Below are 16,014 nucleotides of genomic sequence, written 5' to 3' on the forward strand. Positions count from 1 at the left end.
GTGGCACAACGGAAGACGTGATCGAGCCGGGATTGTAGACTCGCTGTTCGGGCGGCGAGGGGGGTTCGATGTTCGATCCATGGGCGACGGCGGTCGTGATCCGGCGCAGGGAAGACCGGGTTCCCGAGGACAAGACGTTCGAGATCACCGCGTTCCAGCCGCGGGGAGACCGGGTCGTGGTGCGGTTCGCCACACCGAAGGAGTACCCGTTCGGGTGGGACCGGGTGACCGTTCTCCACGACCCGAGGGCGATGCCACTCGGCCCGGACCAGCGGATGTTCGTCGGCGGTTCCCCGGTGGAGGCCGTCGAGGCCTACGTTTTCGCGGGCCCGCCCGAAGCCGGATCGTGGTGGCATGTGCTGACCCGCACCGGAACCTGGCACGCGTACCGTGACGATCAGGTGCAGGTGCGGTCGGCCCCGAGTCCCCGCTCCCAGGACGTGCTGCGGTACTGGCGAGCGGTGGCGGCAAAGCAGACCGGCGATGCCGGTGCACTCCTCCAGAAGAACTATCGGAGCCTGGAATTCCTTCACCCCGAGTGTGCTCTGGCCCGCATTCTCGAGAACGCGCCGATCGAGCCGAAACCCGATGAGCGAATACCACTTCCGGTATATCCGTTTCGCACCAACATCAGTCAGAGCAAGGCGGTGAACAACGCCCTGCGGTACCCGATTTCGGTGATCGAAGGGCCGCCGGGAACCGGTAAGACCCAGACGATCCTCAACATCATCGCCTCGGTGATCTGTGAAACCGGTGCCACGGTCGGCGTGGTCTCGTTCAGCAATTCCGCGGTCGACAATGTCGTCGAGAAGCTGACCAAGGAAGGTTTCGGGATGGTCGCGGCCAATCTCGGTAACTACGACAAACGCCAGGAGTTCTTCGCCGCGCAGCCCGAACGCAACGCGCAGGTCGACGCGCTGGTCCATACCTGGACAGAACCGCGGACCGACGCGGCGGCCGAGCTCGACAGGGTGAACCGGCGCCTCGCCGACCTGCTGAAACAGGATCGTCTGCGGGCCGAGGTGCGTGCCGCATTGCACGCATACCGTTTGGAGCAGCGGCATTTCCAGTCGTATTTCGACGAGGGCGCGCTACCGGATGCGGCGAACCTGCCGCTGCTGCGCCGCTACAGCGCACGCAAGCTCCTCGACTTCATCGCCGATACCGACCCGCGGTGGATCCGCGACAGCGGCGTCGGCCGGATGGTCGATGCCATGAACCGCTACTTCCGGTACCGGGCGCTGCGTCACGTGGACGCGAGCGATGTCGATGTGGTGCTGCGCATTCAGCGCCTGTACTACGAGAAGAAGATCGCCGAACTCGAGAAGCGAGTCGAGCAACTCGGCGCCGGCTTGGCGGCCCGGAAATTCGACGAGTTGACGGCCGAGCAGGCCCGCTTGTCCGCCCAACTCCTGCGCGATTCCCTGTACGAGCGATATGGCGCGAGTACCCGCACCGTTCACAACTCACGGTATCGATCCCGGTTCGCCGCGTTCACCCTCGACTACCCGCTGATCCTGAGCACCTGCCATTCCTTGCAGAACAGCATCGGCCGGTCGGAGTTGCTGGACTATCTCATCATCGACGAGGCATCGCAGGTGGATCTGGTGACCGTCGCCCCGGCGCTGGCCTGCGCGCGCACCGTCATCGTGGTCGGCGATCTGGCGCAACTCCCACCGGTCACCAAGAAGTTCACCGATCTGCCGCCGTCGCCCGATCCGATTTTCGACTACCGCAACAGCGTGCTGGCCGCGATCCTCGAACGCTACGGCGACCATGTGCCCCACCAGATGCTGCGCGAACACTATCGGTGCGACCCCGACATCATCGAGTTCTGCAACCGGAAGTTCTACGACGGCGAGCTGATTCCGTACACGCGCAGCACGCCGGGAATCGGTGCCATGACCTTGGTGCGCACCAGTCCGGGTAACCACATGCGCCGCATCAGCGGCGACGACGATCCTCGTTCGAAACAGCGCAGCAACGAGCGGGAGATCGACGTGATCCGCCACCAGGTGATCCCGTGGCTGGAAGCCGAATTCGCGCCGCACGAGATCGGGGTGACCACACCGTACCGACGCCAGGCCGACAAGGCGGCCGACGCCCTGATCGCCGCCATCGACTCCGACACGGTCCACAAATTCCAGGGCCGTGAGAAGGACGCGATCATCATGACCACCGTCCTCGACGACACGCACAGCGGCCGGGCCGGACTGAAATTCGCCGACGACCCGAAGCTCATCAACGTGGCCGTGTCGCGGGCGATGCGGGCGTTCGTCCTCGTCACACACCCGTCCGAGCTGCCGGGGAGCAGGCACCTGCGCGATCTGTTCGGCTACGTGCGTTACCGGGATCGCCGCCACGCCGTGGTCGACAGCGACCTGGTGTCGATCTTCGACCTGCTGTACACCGAGCTGAGCGAGCGGCGGCGCGCGCACCCGCTGATCGGCTGGGGGCGTACCCGCTGGCCGTCGGAGGATATCGCGCTGACGATGCTCGAGCAGGTGCTCGCCGACACCGGGCGTGACCACCTGGCGATCCACCGCCAGGTCTATCTGCAGAACGTCTTTCCCCGCGATCTGCGGCTGCTCGATGCCGAGCTGCGCGAGTTCGTCCGGTACCGGTCCTCGTTCGATTTCGTCGTCTTCAACCACATCACCAATGTGAATGTGGGCGCGGTCGAGGTGGACGGGTTCAGCACGCACGAAGCCGACCCGGTGCAGCAGGCCAGAGACAGGAAGAAGGACGAGATCTGCGACCGCTACGGTTTCCCGCTGTTGCGGTTGCCGACCACCGGCAGCGGGGAGGCCGCCCGGTTCCGGTGGTTCCTCGACCAGCTGCCGAACGCCTGACTCGCCGGCGCCGGCGATTTTCGTCATCGATCTGCAACCCGTTCACCCGGCCGTGGCCTCCATGCGCCATGCTTGTGCGGTGGTTATAGCGTCTGATGTCGTCCCCGTGCGTGGCAGTGAGTTCTCGGTCCTGTTGCGTCGTGTCCGGGAGGCGAACCTCTTGGACCGGCGGTTGCGGTATTACGGGTGGAAGAGTGCGCTCACCGCGGCGGCTTTCGTCGCTGGTTGGGTGGCGTTTTTCGTCATCGGGGACTCGTGGTGGACGCTGCTCGTCGCGGCGTTCCTAGCGATGGTGTTCTCGCAGATCGCCTTCCTCGGCCACGACGCCGGGCACAAGCAGATCTTCGCGGGCCGCAAGGCCAACTACCTGTACGGCCTGATCGCGGGCAATCTGGCGATCGGGTTGAGTATCGGCTGGTGGACCAGTAATCACGCCCGCCATCACGCGCACCCCAATACCGAGGGCATGGACCCGGACGCGATGGGGGTGCTTGCGTTCTCCGGTGAGCGGGCGCGGACCGGAAAGGGCTGGCGCCGCTTCATCTTCCGTTACCAGGGGTGGTTGTTCTTCCCGTTGCTGCTGCTCGAGGGCGGCAGCCTGCATTGGAAGAGCATCGTCGCGGTGTTCCGCTGGCCGATCGCGAACCGCGTCTGGGAGGGTGCGCTGCTCGCTACCCACTTCGTCGGGCTGCTGTCGGCGGCGTTCCTGGTGCTGTCACCGGGCAAAGCGCTGGTGTTCATCGCCGTGCAGCAGGGCCTGTTCGGGCTGTACATGGGTTCGACGTTCGCGCCCAACCACAAGGGCATGGAGGTTCTGCCCGAGGGCGACAACACCGACTTCCTGCGTCGTCAGGTCCTCACCTCACGCAATGTGCGCGGCAGCTTCCTCGTCGACCTGGCGATGGGCGGCTTGAACTATCAGATCGAACATCACCTGTTCCCGTCGATGCCGCGCGCCAACCTGCGGCACGCACAGCCGATCGTCGCGGGCTTCTGCGACGAGATCGGCGTGCCGTACTGCGAGACAAGTCTTTTCGAGTCCTACCGGCAAGCGCTGACCCACCTGGACGAGGTCGGCCGCCACGCGAAGTAGGTCAGTGCTCGCAGAGGTAGAACTCCCGCTCGAAGTATTCCTCGTTGTGTTCGTCGACGAAGAACTTGCGTTCATGCATCAGTTGTTCACGGAATTCCTCGGCCTGGGCTCTGGTCATCGTCGAGGTGGGTGACCACGGCTGCTGCGGCGGGACGTCGGCGGTCGAGGTGATGGTGACCGTCGGGTCCACCAGGAAGAAGGCCACGATCTTTCGGTGACCGCTTCGGGTCGGATCGTCGAGCCGGAACGGGGCGACCCGGTGCTGGTAGATGTTCGGAAAGGCCACGCACCGGCCGGTCGTGGTGCGGACCGAGCCCAGTTCCTGGTTGAGCGCGTCCTCGTCGTCGAGACCGTAGACCTCGCGGACTCCGGTGCGGTCGTTCTGCTCGTAGTACGGCTCGTCGATGGCGGTGCGGAAGCCGAGCAGGCTGTCGGTGATGTTGTCGCTGTCCCAGTAGTAGATGGCGGTGGCGACGATGCGTTCGTTCAGCATGGCCTCGACATGCCATGAACCACCGGGATATTCGGGCTTGTCCGGGCTGAGGTGGATGTTGGCGAGTTTGACGATCACCTGCAGCCTTCGGCCGCTGAGCGTGACGGTACGGGTGTCGTCCCGCTCGGGCGGCTGGAACTCGGGCGCGTCCGGGATGGTGGGCTGACGTTCTTCCCACCACTTCTCCATGGCTTCCTCGTAGGCTTCCTCGGCTGCCTCGTCGTCGTCCTCCGGGGGTTGCGGTTCGGTGTCCTCGTACCAGCCGAACGGGTCGGCGACGATGCGCACTCGTTTCGGGGCGCGCAGATCGGTGAGCACGTTCTCCAGCAGGGGGAGTGTCCGGCCGAAGAGCTCGGGCAGGACGGCGGCGAGTTCCTGATGGCGGTCCGGGTCGACATTGTTCACGTAGGAAAGGAACGCCACGGAACCGTCGGCGCCGACCTCGACATCGGTGGGCAACCACTGGAACTTCTTCGAATGCGAGGCCGACTCGGCGTTCTTCTCCGGAGTGGGCCACGGTGCGTCCTCTGGCAGGCTCACGCCGCGCACCAGGCAGTACATCGAGGGATGTACCAGATCGAGCACCTGCCCGTCGGACCCCGGATGCCAATCCAGTTCCGCCGCAGGCACTTCCTCCAGTACGCGCACCGCCTCGGCCAACCGCTTGCGAAGATCCTCGTCGACCACCGAGTCCGACTGCCACACCCCGTCGACAGCCGACACCTCGATCCCGCGCTCCACATCACGAAGCTCGGTGTAATACCCCAATTCGTCGAGCACATAGCGGATCTGAGCCTGCGTCATCCCCTGCTCGGCCGCCTCCCGCGACCAGCGCGCCACGACCTCGGGATCCTCACGCTTGCGATACCACTCCGGCTTGGACCGGATACTCGCACTCAACCGCATCATCTCGAGCTCGCGCACTGTCCGAACAGGCGCGACACACGCCACATGGGCGGCACGAAAGGGCAACGGGTACAGATCCAACTCAGTCAATTCTCTGATCTCTCAACAGTTCTGCCGCAACCACGGCGGTTCCACGGATGCTCCTGCGACCCTGCCACAGAACTGCTGCCCAACCCATCCCCGTCATCGGATGAGACACCGCCCGCGCCGGCTGGGCGCGAGCGGCGGGTCTACAGGCGGGGGTCGGTGGGTGTCGACTCCATGGCGAGAACAGCGAAAACCAGCTCGTGGACCCGCCACAACGGCTCGCCGGCGGCGAGGGCGTTGAGGGCGGTGAGTCCGAGGGTGTGTTCGCGGAGGGCCAGGCCGCGTTTGCGGTTGAGGTTGCGGTCTCGTAGGCGGGTGAGGTGTTCGGGGGCTGTGTAGTCCGGGCCGTAGATGATGCGGAGGTATTCGCGGCCTCGGCATTTGATGCCCGGCTGGACGAGTTTGCCCTTGGTGCGGGTGGACAGGCCCGCGTAGGGCTTGATGACCATTCCTTCGCCACCCGCGCCTGTCAGGTCGAGCCACCAGGTGGTGGCCTCGGCTTCGGCGGACGGGTCCGACAGATCGACCACGCGGCGGTCGGTGGATCGGAACGTGGTGGGGTCGGCGGCGACCAGGCGGTCGCAGATGTCGAGGTGCCAGCCGTGGTCGCGGTCGGCGAAGGTGGTGCCTTCGGCGGCGAGCACGGCGAACGGTGCCAGCGCCACGCCGTCGAGATCGTTTGTGGGCCAGCAGTATCGACGGTAGGCGGTGGTGAAGTCGTCGGCGTTCGAGACACGGGCGGCCGTGCGATCACGCAGGGCGGTGAGGTCGAGACCGCGGTCGACGCCCGCTTCCAATGCGGCCAGCGCCGCGGGCAGGACGGAGCGTGCGGCCGCACCGGCCGCGGCGTACTGGGTGCGGATCAACCCGCCCGCCTTGGCCGACCACGGCAGCAGCTCGCAGTCGAGCAGCAGCCAATCGGTGTCGAGTTCGTCGAACAGTGTCCCGGCGGCGGCCCGTACCCGGGCGAGCAGTATTTCGGTGAGGGCGGCGTCGCTGAAGAAGGATCGGCCGGTGCGGGTGTAGACCGCACCGGAGCTGCCGTCGGAGACGCCGAAACGTGTTGTGGCAGCGCCCTGGTCGCGGCAGACGAGCACGACGGCACGAGAACCCATGTGCTTCTCCTCGCACACCACCGTGTCCACGCCCGCCGCCCGGTAGTCGGCGAACGCCTCGGTCGGGTATTCGAGATATCCCTCCACCGACGACGTGGACGGCGGCGACATGGTCGGCGGCAACCACAGCAGCAGACGCGGATCGATGGCGAACCGGCTCATCACCTCGAGCGCGGCCGCCGAACTCTCGGCGTCGACGATGACGGTGCCGTCGTCGGTACGCACGTGCCTGCGCCCGGTGACATCGGCGAGATTCAGCGTCTCCTCATCGCGAACCGGTTCGGCCACAAGTGGTTTCACCGGTTCGTAGTACGTCCGCTGGGCGGGCACCGCGACGAAGGTCTTCTCCGGGTAACGCAGCGCGGTCAGCTCACCACCGAAGACGGCACCGGTGTCGAGGCACACGGTGTTGTTGACCCACTCCACCTTCGGTGTCGGCACGTGCCCGTACACCACCATCGCCGAGCCGCGATAGTCGCGCGCCCACGGATAGCGAACCGGAAGCCCGTATTCGTCTGTCTCCCCGGTTGATTCACCGTAGAGGCAGAAGTCGCGTACCCGCCCGGAGGCGCGTCCGTGGTATTCCTCCTTGAGTCCCGCGTGCGCGACGACGAGCCGCCCACCGTCGAGCCGCAGGTGGCTGACGAGCTTGTCGATCCACCGCGCCGCCTCGTCGACGAACTCCGGTGGCTCCGCCGCCAACTGCTCGAGCGTCTCGGCCAGTCCGTGCGACACCGTCACCTGCTTGCCACGCAATTTGCGCAGCAGCTTCTGCTCGTGATTGCCGGGCACGCACAGTGCGTGGCCGTTGTCGGTCATGCCCATCACCAGCCGCAGCACGCCTGGCGAATCCGGTCCACGGTCCACGAGATCGCCGACGAACACGGCCTGGCGCCCGTCCGGGTGAGTCGCATCGACCGGCCGGCCCGCCTCGTCGCGCACCAGCACCCAGCCGAGTTCGGTGAGCAGGGACTCCAATTCGGCACGGCACCCGTGCACGTCGCCGATGATGTCGAACGGTCCGGTGAGTTCGCGCCGGTCGTTCCAGGCCCGCTCGTAGGAGATCGTGACATCGGCCGGGTCGCTCACCACATAGACCTTGCGGAACCCCTCGCGTCCGAGCTGCCGCAGCGACCGCCGCAGCTCCTGGCTCTGCCGCCGCAGGACATGCCGTTCGAAGGTGCGATCCGTGCGGCTCCGCGTCCGTTCCCACGCAACAGCTTCCGGTGTGTCGAGCACGATCGCGACCGGCAACACGTCGAAAGACCGTGCCAGCGCGACCAACTCGGCGCGAGCGTGCTTCTGCACGTTGGTGGCGTCGACGACCACGCGCCGACCGGCACGCAAGCGGATCCCCGCGACGTGCCCCAGTGCGTCGAAGGCGTCTTTCGTCGCGGTCTGGTCGTTTTCGTCGTCGGCGACCAGGCCGCGGAAGAAGTCCGAGGACAGCACCTCGGTCGGCTTGAAGTGTGCGCGGGCGAAGGTGGACTTGCCGGAGCCGGAGATGCCGACGAGGGCGACGAGCGACAGCTCGGGAAGGTCGATGTTCATCAGGCGGCCTTACGGAAGAGAGCGAGCTGGGTGGGGGAGCCGGTGCGCGGGTCGTGCTCCCCGACGGGACGGATGTCGACGGTGTAGCCGAAGGTATCGGCCACGCGGGCGGCCCAGTCGGCGAATTGCGCACGGGTCCATTCGAATCGGTGATCGTCGTGACGGTGACCGTCGAGAGTTTCGTAGTGCACGTTGTATTCGACGTTCGGCGTGGTCACGATGACCGCGCCGGGCGCGGCGTGCCCGAAGACGGCGCGTTCGAGCGCGGGCAACCGGCTCTCGTCGACGTGTTCGATCACCTCCATCAGCACGGCCGCGTCGAAGCCGCGCAGCCGGTCGTCGTGGTAGGTCAGCGCCGACTGGACGAGGGTGATCCTGGCCCGCTGCCGGTCGGGCATGCGGTGGAACTTCAAGCGCCGCTCGGCGATGGCCAGCGCACCGCTGGACACGTCGGCGCCGACGATCTCGGTGAATCGCTGGTCGGCGTGCAGTGCGAGCAGCAGAGTGCCCGGCCCACAACCGAGGTCGAGGACGCGGGTGGCGCCCGTTTCGGCGAGTGCGGCGAGCACCGCGTCGCGGCGCAATTTCACCAGCGGCGTCCTGCGTTCGGTGGTCTCGACGAGTTCGACCGGGTCCTCGATGGTTTCGGGCTCGAGCTGGTCGTCGGCGGCGCGCAGGCGTTCGAGCGCGGACTGGGTCAGCGAGTGTCGACCGGCCAGGTAGCGCCGGGCGATGAGTTCGCGGTCGGGGTGTGTGCCGAGCCATCCGGAACCGGCGCGCAACAGTTTGTCGACCTCATCGGCGTCGACCCAGTAGTGCTTGGCGTCGTCGAGCACCGGCAGCAGCACGTACAGGTGGTTCAGCGCCTCGGCCAGGCGCACGGTCCCGGTGAGCCGCAAACGGGTGTAGGGCGAGTCGCCCCACTCCGGGAACTGCGGGTCGAGCGGTTCGGTGGTGGTCGATACCTGCCAGCCCAGCGGCGCGAACAGCCGCTCGACGATCTCGCTGCCACCCCGGCACGGCACCGCGGGCACCTCGATCTCCAGCGGGATCGCCGTGCCCGCCAGCTCGGCCCGGTCCCGGCTGGTGCCGTTGAGCGCCGACCGGAACACCTTGCCCAGCGCCACCGACAGCAGGCTCGACGCCACATACGGCCGGTCGTTGACGTAGCGTCCCAGCGCCGAGCTGTGCTGGCCCTTCCCCGGCCTGGCCAGTTCCACGGGGTCGATCTCGAGCAGCAGCGCCACCGTGCACCGGTCGGTGTCGGCGTGGGGGTAGAACACATGCGCCGTGCCGCCGGTCGTCGCGAACGACTGCACCCGGTCGGGGTGTTTGACCAGCAGGTACCCGAGATCGGTCGCCGGGGAGTGGGTCGTGGAGATCGTCAACAGCACAGACCGATCCTGTCACGGCCGGTCCAGCGATTTTCTTGCGAAAACCTTCAGGCGAAGGCGAACAGCGGCCCGATCACGACCACGACCACCGCCGCCCAGGCGCCGTAGACGGGGAGGTAACGGGTCTGCCAGTGTTCCAGCGCGGTGAAAGGGGTTCGGCCGCGCAGGAATCGCAGACTCAGGTGGGCCGACCAGGCCAGGTTCACCAGCAGCACGACATTCATGCCGAGCGCGACGATTTTATTGGGGCTGGAACCGAATTCGGCGATCCTGGTGGCCATGACCGCCAGCATCATCAGGTCGACGATCAGGGCGCTCAGCACGAGCACCAGTTGCACACGGTCGAAGAAGGCGGGTGGTGCCAGCGGGTCGCGGGCCGAGATCGTGTAGAGCAGCAAGCCCAGCACGAGGACCAGGATGAGGTCCATCTGGATCAGCAGGTCCCGATCGATGCCGGTGAAGCTGCGGGTGGTGGCGAAGGCACCGAGCAGGGCGAGCAGCATCAGGATGGTGAGCGGTGTGAACACCCTGGTGAGCACGGGGGCGATGTTCTCGATCACGTTCTGTTTGGCCTCGACCAGCCACGCCGCGACGATCACCGCACCGGCCGCGCCGAACGGCATGATCCAGCGGGTGATGACCGGTTCGATATCGAAATCGAGGGTTTCGAACGCGGCGGCCGTGAGGGCCATCAGCACTCCACCACCGAGGGCGAGCAGCGTGAGATAGACGAACCACTCCCCGGTGAACCGGATGAAATCCATGCGCGGGCGGTTCGAGCGCCAGTCACCGCCTGCATACGCGAGACCGACCACCAGCCACAGCGCTATCGGGGCGTGGATGCCCGCCAGCACCACGGTCGACCCGCCGTCCTCGAACGGGTACAGATTCAGCACAAGCGCGACCAGCACGAACGGCACGATCAAGGCGAGGGCGACTGCCGCGCTCACCTGCCGCTTCCAGGCGAAATATCCGGTGAGGAACGGCAGGACGAGAAGGCTCACGTTGAGGGCGAGTGTCTCCTCGTGCAGGAACGTGATCCCGGTCTTCACCGCCAGGCCCGCGGCGAGCGCGATGGCGATCACCATCAGCAGTTCCCGATTGCTCTGGCGCCCACCGTCTTCGGGCATCAGGACCAGCTGTTTCCACAACCGGTCGGAATGCTCGCGGGCGAACTCGCGCGAGATCGAGTCCACATTGCCCATCCGCTTGACCGCGACGAGAAACGCTTCCTCGCTGCTGAGACCGGCGTCCCGCAATGTCGAGACCTGTTCGCGCAGATGGTCTTCCATCTCGTCCACATCGGCCACCGAAATCACCCGGTGCCGTTGGACGTAGCCGCGCCACAGGTCGACCGCGGCGTCGAGTTCGGTATCCATCACGCCCACCCCTGCGCCGCGGACGGCGGCTGATTGATGCCGCGCCAGACCTGGTCGAGGGCTTCGGCCACGACGGTCCACTGCGCCCGGCGTTCGGCGAGGGCGGCGCGGCCCGCGTCGGTGATGAGGTAGTGCTTGCGGCGGCGGCCGCTGTCGGACACGCGCCAGGCCGAGGACACGTAGCCGAGCCGTTCCAGCCGGTGCAGCAGGGGATAGAGCATGCCGTCGGTCCACTGCATGCGGCCGTTGGACAGCGTGTTCACCTGCTCGAGAATGGCGTAGCCGTAGGACTCGCCGTCGGCGAGTATCCCGAGCACGAGCGGCGTCGCCGAAGCCGCTACCAGGTCTTTGTCGATGCGCACAGCACTCCCATACCTAGAACCGTTAGGTATGACCCTAGCAGATCTAGGTATGGGAGACGGGGAACCTCAGCTCAGGTGCACCGGCAGTGTCGCGTGGCCGTTGGAGATGAAACTGGCCACCGAACCGAATTCCTCCGTGGCACCGGCCAATCGGATTCCGGGAAAGCGTGCGAACAGGGCGGGCAGGGCGATCTCGGCCTCGAGCCGGGCCAGCGGCGCGCCGAGGCAGCGGTGCACGCCGTAGCCGAAGGCCAGGTGTTCCTTGTTCACCCGGGTCACATCGAAGTCGTCGGCGGTGTCGCCGTGCAGGTTCGGGTCACGGCTCGCCCCGGCGTAGGAGGCGAGGATCGGGTCGCCCGCCGCGATGGTGACGCCCTCGAGCTGGATCTCCTCGACGGCGAACCGTAGCGGCAGATGCGCGACCGGCGCCTCGAAGCGCAGCGACTCCTCCACCACATCGGCCCAGGTGGCCTTGCCCTCGCCGACCGCCGCCAGCTGCTCGGGATGGGTGAGCAGGGAGTGCACCGCCTGATCGAGCAGGTTGACGGTGGTTTCGTGACCCGCGCTGATCACCAGCAGCAAGGTGTCGACGAGTTCCTGCTCGGTGAGCTGGGTGCCGTCGTCCTCGTCGCGGTGGGTGATGAGCAGGCTGGTCATGTCGTCGCCGGGGTTGGTGCGGCGGTAGGCGACCAACTCGCCGAGGATGCCGTACATGTTCATGTAGTTGGCCTGCGACTCCTCCGGGCTCAGCGAGGTGTCGAAGATGCCGTCGACGCACTTGCGCAGGCCCGCATGCAGCGAATCCGGCACACCCATCAGCTCGGAGATCACCTGGATGGGCAGCGGGTAGGCGAAGCGTTCGCGCAGGTCGATCACCTCGCCTGCCGGGACGGCGGCCAGTTCGTCGAGGAGGCCGGCGGTGATCTTCTCGATCATCGGGCGCATGGCGGTTGTGCGCCGGTGGGTGAACGCGGGTGCGACCAGCTTGCGCAGGCGCGTGTGGTCGGCGCCGTAGGCGGTGAACATGTTGTTCACGGCCACCCACAGGAACAGCGGCCAGTCCGGCGGCACCTCGCCCGCGGCGAACGCGGGCCAGTGCTTGGTGGCGGACTTGGACACCCGTGGGTCGGCCAGCAGCTTCTTCAGCGTGGCGGCGTCGGTGACCGACCATGCCCGCACCGCACCCGGCAGCTCGACGAGCGTCACCGGCCCCCGTGCCCGAATCCGCGCGGATTCTCCCTGGATATCCGCGCCTGCGGGGTCCAGTACCAGTGCCACGTCGTCCATTCAGGTCTCCTCATCGCTCGCACATCACACTGCTTGCGGGGCAAGCCTTTTCGGTACGAATGCCCCCGTTTCACGGTAACAGTGCCACCGATCACGCGCCGATGCTTTCATTCGGTACCACTCGCCGGGAACTGCTCGGCGCGGATGTCGAATCGGCACGTCACAGCCGGTGGGACGGAGGGTGTGGATTTCGCACCCTAGGGCTGGGATTCGCATTTTTCGCCTAACGGGGTCGGCGAGAGTCTCGATGGAGTCGTTGTCCGCGCCGACAGCGTGCGGGGGACTCGGAATCGAGGAAATCATGAAGAACGCAGTTCGGATGAGTGCGCTGATCGCGGTGGCGGCGGGGATGGTCGCGGGCTGCACCGGGGACGACGGGGGCACTGCCCGGCCGACGACCTCGGTCACCGCTACGTCTTCGGTTCCGGTGGAACCTCCTGTGGAGCAGACCATTTCGCCGTCGCCGGGCACGCCGTCGCCGGGGAGGCCGTCGGCTGAGGTGCCGCCGGTGATCGACTCACCGGTGCCGTCGGATCCGGAGCCGCCGGTGGTCACGCCGCCCGCCGACGACATCAGCGGGCCGGATCGGTGCGTCGACCCGGGCTCCAGCGGTGTGCGCAAAGCGCTCGCCGGGCTCGGTGACGGCTGGGCCGCCTCGCAGGCCTCGGAGGACCGGCCGGGCAGCTGTGGTCAGCTGTTGTGGGTGCGCGCCGTCGGTGGGAATTCGGCGGGCGCACCGATTCACATCCTGTTCTTCCACGACGGAAAGTACCTGGGCACAGCGACTTCCGAGGCTTACGCGTTCACCTATGTCGCCGGGGCGAGTGGCAACTCGGTGACCGTGAATTACAAGTGGCTCGTCGGTGACGAACCGTTCGCGGCGCCGCAGGGTGGCCCGGCGGCGATCACCTACAGCTGGACCGGGTCCGGTGTGGCCATGAGCGGTCCGCTGCCGAGCGAGGTCACCCAGCCGCACCGCTGACGGTTCAGGCGGGCTCCGGGTGGAGCACCAGGACGGTGATCTCGCTGGGTGCGAACACCCGCAGCGGCGGTCCCCAGAACCCGGTGCCACGGCTGGTGTAGAGCTGGGTGTTGTTCGCGTGCCTGCTCAGCCCGGCCACGACCGGCTGATCCAGTCGCACCAGGTAGTGGAACGGCCAGATCTGACCGCCGTGGGTGTGACCGGAGATCTGCAGCGCCACCCCGGCCGCGACGGCGTCGGCGATCTGCTTGGGCTGGTGGGCGAGCAGCACCACCGGCAGGTCGGGGTCGGCACCGGTCAGGGCGGCGGGCAGATCGGGGCCGTGACCGGGGAGTCCGCGCCCGGTCGGGTCGTCGATTCCGGCGATGACCAGCCGGTCACCGTCGCGGGTGAGGGTGCGGTGTTCGTTGTGCAGTGGCTGCCAGCCGAGGCCGGCCATGTAGTCGATCCAGCCCTGCACGTCGCCGAAGTACTCGTGATTGCCGGTGATGTAGAAGCGGCCGAGCGGCGCGACGACCTTGCCGAGCGGGTCGACCTGGGTCTGGCGTTTCTCGACCGAGCCGTCGGCGAGATCGCCGGCGTGGCAGGCGATGTCGGGTTCGAGGTCGTTCACCACGTCGACCACCTTCTCCGACCAGCGCACGCGGTTCAGCGCGGCGTAGTGTGTGTCGGTGACGACAACCATGCGCAGACCGTCGAGGCCGGGGGCGAGGCCGCGGATGGCCACGTCGACCGTGCGCACGCGCGGCACCCGGCGTGCCTCGTACACGCCCCAGCCGGTGAGGGCGAGCGCGGTGATCGCCACCCCCGCCGCGACCGGGCGGGCGGGGTCGTCGACACCGATCACCGTCAGCGCGCCGCGGACGAACACGCCGATGACCGACCAGGCGAAGAACACCCAGGACACCCCGAGCAGGGCGTCGCCGACGATCACCGCCGGGTCGGATTGGGCCGGGCCGTGCCCGAGGAACATCGCCACCGGCAGGCAGGCGAACAGGGCCGCGACGACGGCGGTCCCGATCCAGAACAGCGTTCCGGTACCGCCGGTGGGTGCCCAGACCAGAGTCCACCAGGGCAGGGCCAGCAGCAAGGCTGGGATCAGCACGAACATCAGGCGTACAGCGAGCTTCACGGGGTCCCGTTCTGCAGGGGCCGCCGGGGTCGCGGCACGAATTTCCTCACCAGCGTAGCGCCCGGATCGTCACCGGTGCCGTGGTGAAAGCCCAGGCCGGTGAAGGTGGCTGCGTCGCACCGTAATTCGGTATGTGCCGGTGGCTGCCGGGCGCGCTATGCTGCGCGGCAGGACATCGCCGTGGGGGCGGGTCGTGTGGGGAGCGGCGTGGCCGCGTCAGCGAAAGGTCGATCATGCGTGGCGTAAACGGGGGAGGGGCGCCTGCGCGCCGATCCGGGCGGGTCCGGCGGACCCTGATCGGGGTCACGGCGGCGGTGTTGCTGCCGTTCGGGATGGTGGTTCCGGCGGCTGCCGATGCCGATCCGAACGCGATCGACTTCGCGGTCGAGTCGTCGATGGGCACCATCAACACGCGCATCGTGCGCGCGGCCGACGGCAACACGGACCGGGTGGTGTACCTGCTCGACGGTGAACGCGCCGAGAACGACCTCAACGGCTGGGAGAAGCACACCTCCATCCCGGCGCAGATGGCGAAGTTCAACATCAATGTGGTGATGCCGGTCGGCGGGCAGTCCAGCTTCTACGCCGACTGGGAGCAGCCGAGCAGCTTCAACGGAGTGAACCCCGACGGGTCGATGCTGCCGAGCGCCGACTCCGGTTCGGCCATCGGTGGCTGGGAGGACACCCAGGGCAAAACCACCGCCTACCAGTGGGAAACCTTCATCACCAAGACGCTGCCCGAGGCTTTGAAGTCGCGGTTGGGGTTCAGTTCCACGCGCAATGGTGTGCTCGGGCTGTCCAGTGGTGGCAGTGCGGCGCTGTTGATGGCGGCCTATTACCCCGAGCAGTTCAGCTATGCGGGGTCGCTGTCGGGGTACCTGCACATGTCGATGCCCGGTATGCGGGAGGCGCTCGGTGCGGCCATGATCGCCAGCGGCGGGTACAACATCGAGGCGATGGCGCCCGCGGGCAGCGAGAAGTGGCGGCGGATGGACCCCTACGGCTTCGCCGAGAAGCTGATCGCGAACAACACCCGCCTCTACATCTCGGCCGGTAGCGCCAAGCCCGCCGATCAGGATCTGTCGTCCATCGACGCGATCACCCAGGGCATGCCGCTGGAAGCGATCGCCCTCGCCAACACCCGTTCCTTCGAAAAGCGCCTCACCGCACTGGGTTACACCAACGTGAGCTACGACTTCCCCGATATCGGCATCCACAACTGGGGCACCTGGGAACAGGTGGCGATCCGTTTGATGCCGGACATGGCACCCCACATCGGCAAGCCCCTGCCCGCAGGCGCCAAGCCACCCGCCGCCGCCGCGCCCCCGGGTGCTCCCGGTGCGGAGCCGCCGGCCGGTGGTGCACCGCCGAAGTAGGTTGT

Annotated in this window: 11 protein-coding genes; 4 read left to right on the forward strand and 7 right to left on the reverse strand. The window is 67.1% G+C overall.

Going from position 1 to position 16,014, the window contains the following annotated elements:
* The first annotated feature begins 68 nt into the window (after positions 1–68).
* Positions 69–2,852: an AAA domain-containing protein gene (locus ACSVDM_RS27630; RefSeq protein ID WP_439268710.1), complete on the forward strand. Its 2,784-nt coding sequence runs from the start codon at positions 69–71 to the stop codon at positions 2,850–2,852.
* A gap of 79 nt (positions 2,853–2,931) precedes the next feature.
* Complete coding sequence (locus tag ACSVDM_RS27635) at positions 2,932–3,945, forward strand: fatty acid desaturase family protein (RefSeq protein WP_439268711.1); 1,014 nt, start codon at positions 2,932–2,934, stop codon at positions 3,943–3,945.
* A gap of 1 nt (position 3,946) precedes the next feature.
* Here ACSVDM_RS27635 and ACSVDM_RS27640 read toward each other — a convergent pair whose 3' ends face one another.
* The 6 genes from ACSVDM_RS27640 to ACSVDM_RS27665 all read right to left on the reverse strand — a co-directional run bounded on the left by ACSVDM_RS27640 (position 3,947) and on the right by ACSVDM_RS27665 (position 12,519).
* The gene (locus ACSVDM_RS27640; RefSeq protein ID WP_439268712.1) at positions 3,947–5,434 is read right to left on the reverse strand and encodes a DUF4246 domain-containing protein; all 1,488 of its coding nucleotides are present in this window, start codon (positions 5,432–5,434) and stop codon (positions 3,947–3,949) included.
* A gap of 140 nt (positions 5,435–5,574) precedes the next feature.
* Positions 5,575–8,100 (reverse strand): polynucleotide kinase-phosphatase, encoded by a 2,526-nt coding sequence (locus tag ACSVDM_RS27645; protein WP_439268727.1) that lies wholly within the window; start codon positions 8,098–8,100, stop codon positions 5,575–5,577.
* Positions 8,097–9,491 (reverse strand): 3' terminal RNA ribose 2'-O-methyltransferase Hen1, encoded by a 1,395-nt coding sequence (locus ACSVDM_RS27650; protein WP_439268713.1) that lies wholly within the window; start codon positions 9,489–9,491, stop codon positions 8,097–8,099. The genes ACSVDM_RS27645 and ACSVDM_RS27650 overlap by 4 nt, the downstream gene beginning before the upstream one ends.
* A gap of 47 nt (positions 9,492–9,538) precedes the next feature.
* A complete protein-coding gene (locus ACSVDM_RS27655) occupies positions 9,539–10,870 on the reverse strand; it encodes a permease prefix domain 1-containing protein (RefSeq protein ID WP_439268714.1) in 1,332 nt (443 codons plus the stop codon).
* Positions 10,870–11,232, reverse strand: coding sequence for a PadR family transcriptional regulator (locus ACSVDM_RS27660; RefSeq protein ID WP_439268715.1), 363 nt, complete (start codon positions 11,230–11,232; stop codon positions 10,870–10,872). The genes ACSVDM_RS27655 and ACSVDM_RS27660 overlap by 1 nt, the downstream gene beginning before the upstream one ends.
* Before the next feature lie 66 nt (positions 11,233–11,298).
* Positions 11,299–12,519: a cytochrome P450 family protein gene (locus ACSVDM_RS27665; protein ID WP_439268716.1), complete on the reverse strand. Its 1,221-nt coding sequence runs from the start codon at positions 12,517–12,519 to the stop codon at positions 11,299–11,301.
* A 301-nt stretch (positions 12,520–12,820) separates the two neighbouring features.
* Here ACSVDM_RS27665 and ACSVDM_RS27670 point away from each other — a divergent pair, with 301 nt between their 5' ends.
* Positions 12,821–13,501 carry an LppP/LprE family lipoprotein gene (locus ACSVDM_RS27670; RefSeq protein ID WP_439268717.1) on the forward strand — a complete coding sequence of 227 codons (681 nt, stop codon included), beginning with the start codon at positions 12,821–12,823 and terminating at the stop codon, positions 13,499–13,501.
* A 4-nt stretch (positions 13,502–13,505) separates the two neighbouring features.
* Here ACSVDM_RS27670 and ACSVDM_RS27675 read toward each other — a convergent pair whose 3' ends face one another.
* Positions 13,506–14,612 (reverse strand): metallophosphoesterase, encoded by a 1,107-nt coding sequence (locus tag ACSVDM_RS27675; RefSeq protein WP_439268728.1) that lies wholly within the window; start codon positions 14,610–14,612, stop codon positions 13,506–13,508.
* A gap of 254 nt (positions 14,613–14,866) precedes the next feature.
* Here ACSVDM_RS27675 and ACSVDM_RS27680 point away from each other — a divergent pair, with 254 nt between their 5' ends.
* Positions 14,867–16,009: an alpha/beta hydrolase gene (locus tag ACSVDM_RS27680; RefSeq protein WP_439268718.1), complete on the forward strand. Its 1,143-nt coding sequence runs from the start codon at positions 14,867–14,869 to the stop codon at positions 16,007–16,009.
* Positions 16,010–16,014 lie beyond the last annotated feature (5 nt).

Source organism: Nocardia sp. JW2 (assembly GCF_051843015.1).
In the GTDB taxonomy this organism is placed as follows: domain Bacteria; phylum Actinomycetota; class Actinomycetes; order Mycobacteriales; family Mycobacteriaceae; genus Nocardia; species Nocardia coubleae.

What these genes read in the sequence shown, in the direction of transcription:
- ACSVDM_RS27675 (WP_439268728.1), bottom strand. Translation starts at nt 14,612, where the DNA reads ATGTTCGTGCTGATCCCAGCCTTGCTGCTGGCCCTGCCCTGGTGGACT.
- ACSVDM_RS27630 (WP_439268710.1), top strand. Translation starts at nt 69, where the DNA reads ATGTTCGATCCATGGGCGACGGCGGTCGTGATCCGGCGCAGGGAAGAC.
- ACSVDM_RS27665 (WP_439268716.1), bottom strand. Translation starts at nt 12,519, where the DNA reads ATGGACGACGTGGCACTGGTACTGGACCCCGCAGGCGCGGATATCCAG.
- ACSVDM_RS27670 (WP_439268717.1), top strand. Translation starts at nt 12,821, where the DNA reads ATGAAGAACGCAGTTCGGATGAGTGCGCTGATCGCGGTGGCGGCGGGG.
- ACSVDM_RS27655 (WP_439268714.1), bottom strand. Translation starts at nt 10,870, where the DNA reads ATGGATACCGAACTCGACGCCGCGGTCGACCTGTGGCGCGGCTACGTC.
- ACSVDM_RS27680 (WP_439268718.1), top strand. Translation starts at nt 14,867, where the DNA reads ATGCGTGGCGTAAACGGGGGAGGGGCGCCTGCGCGCCGATCCGGGCGG.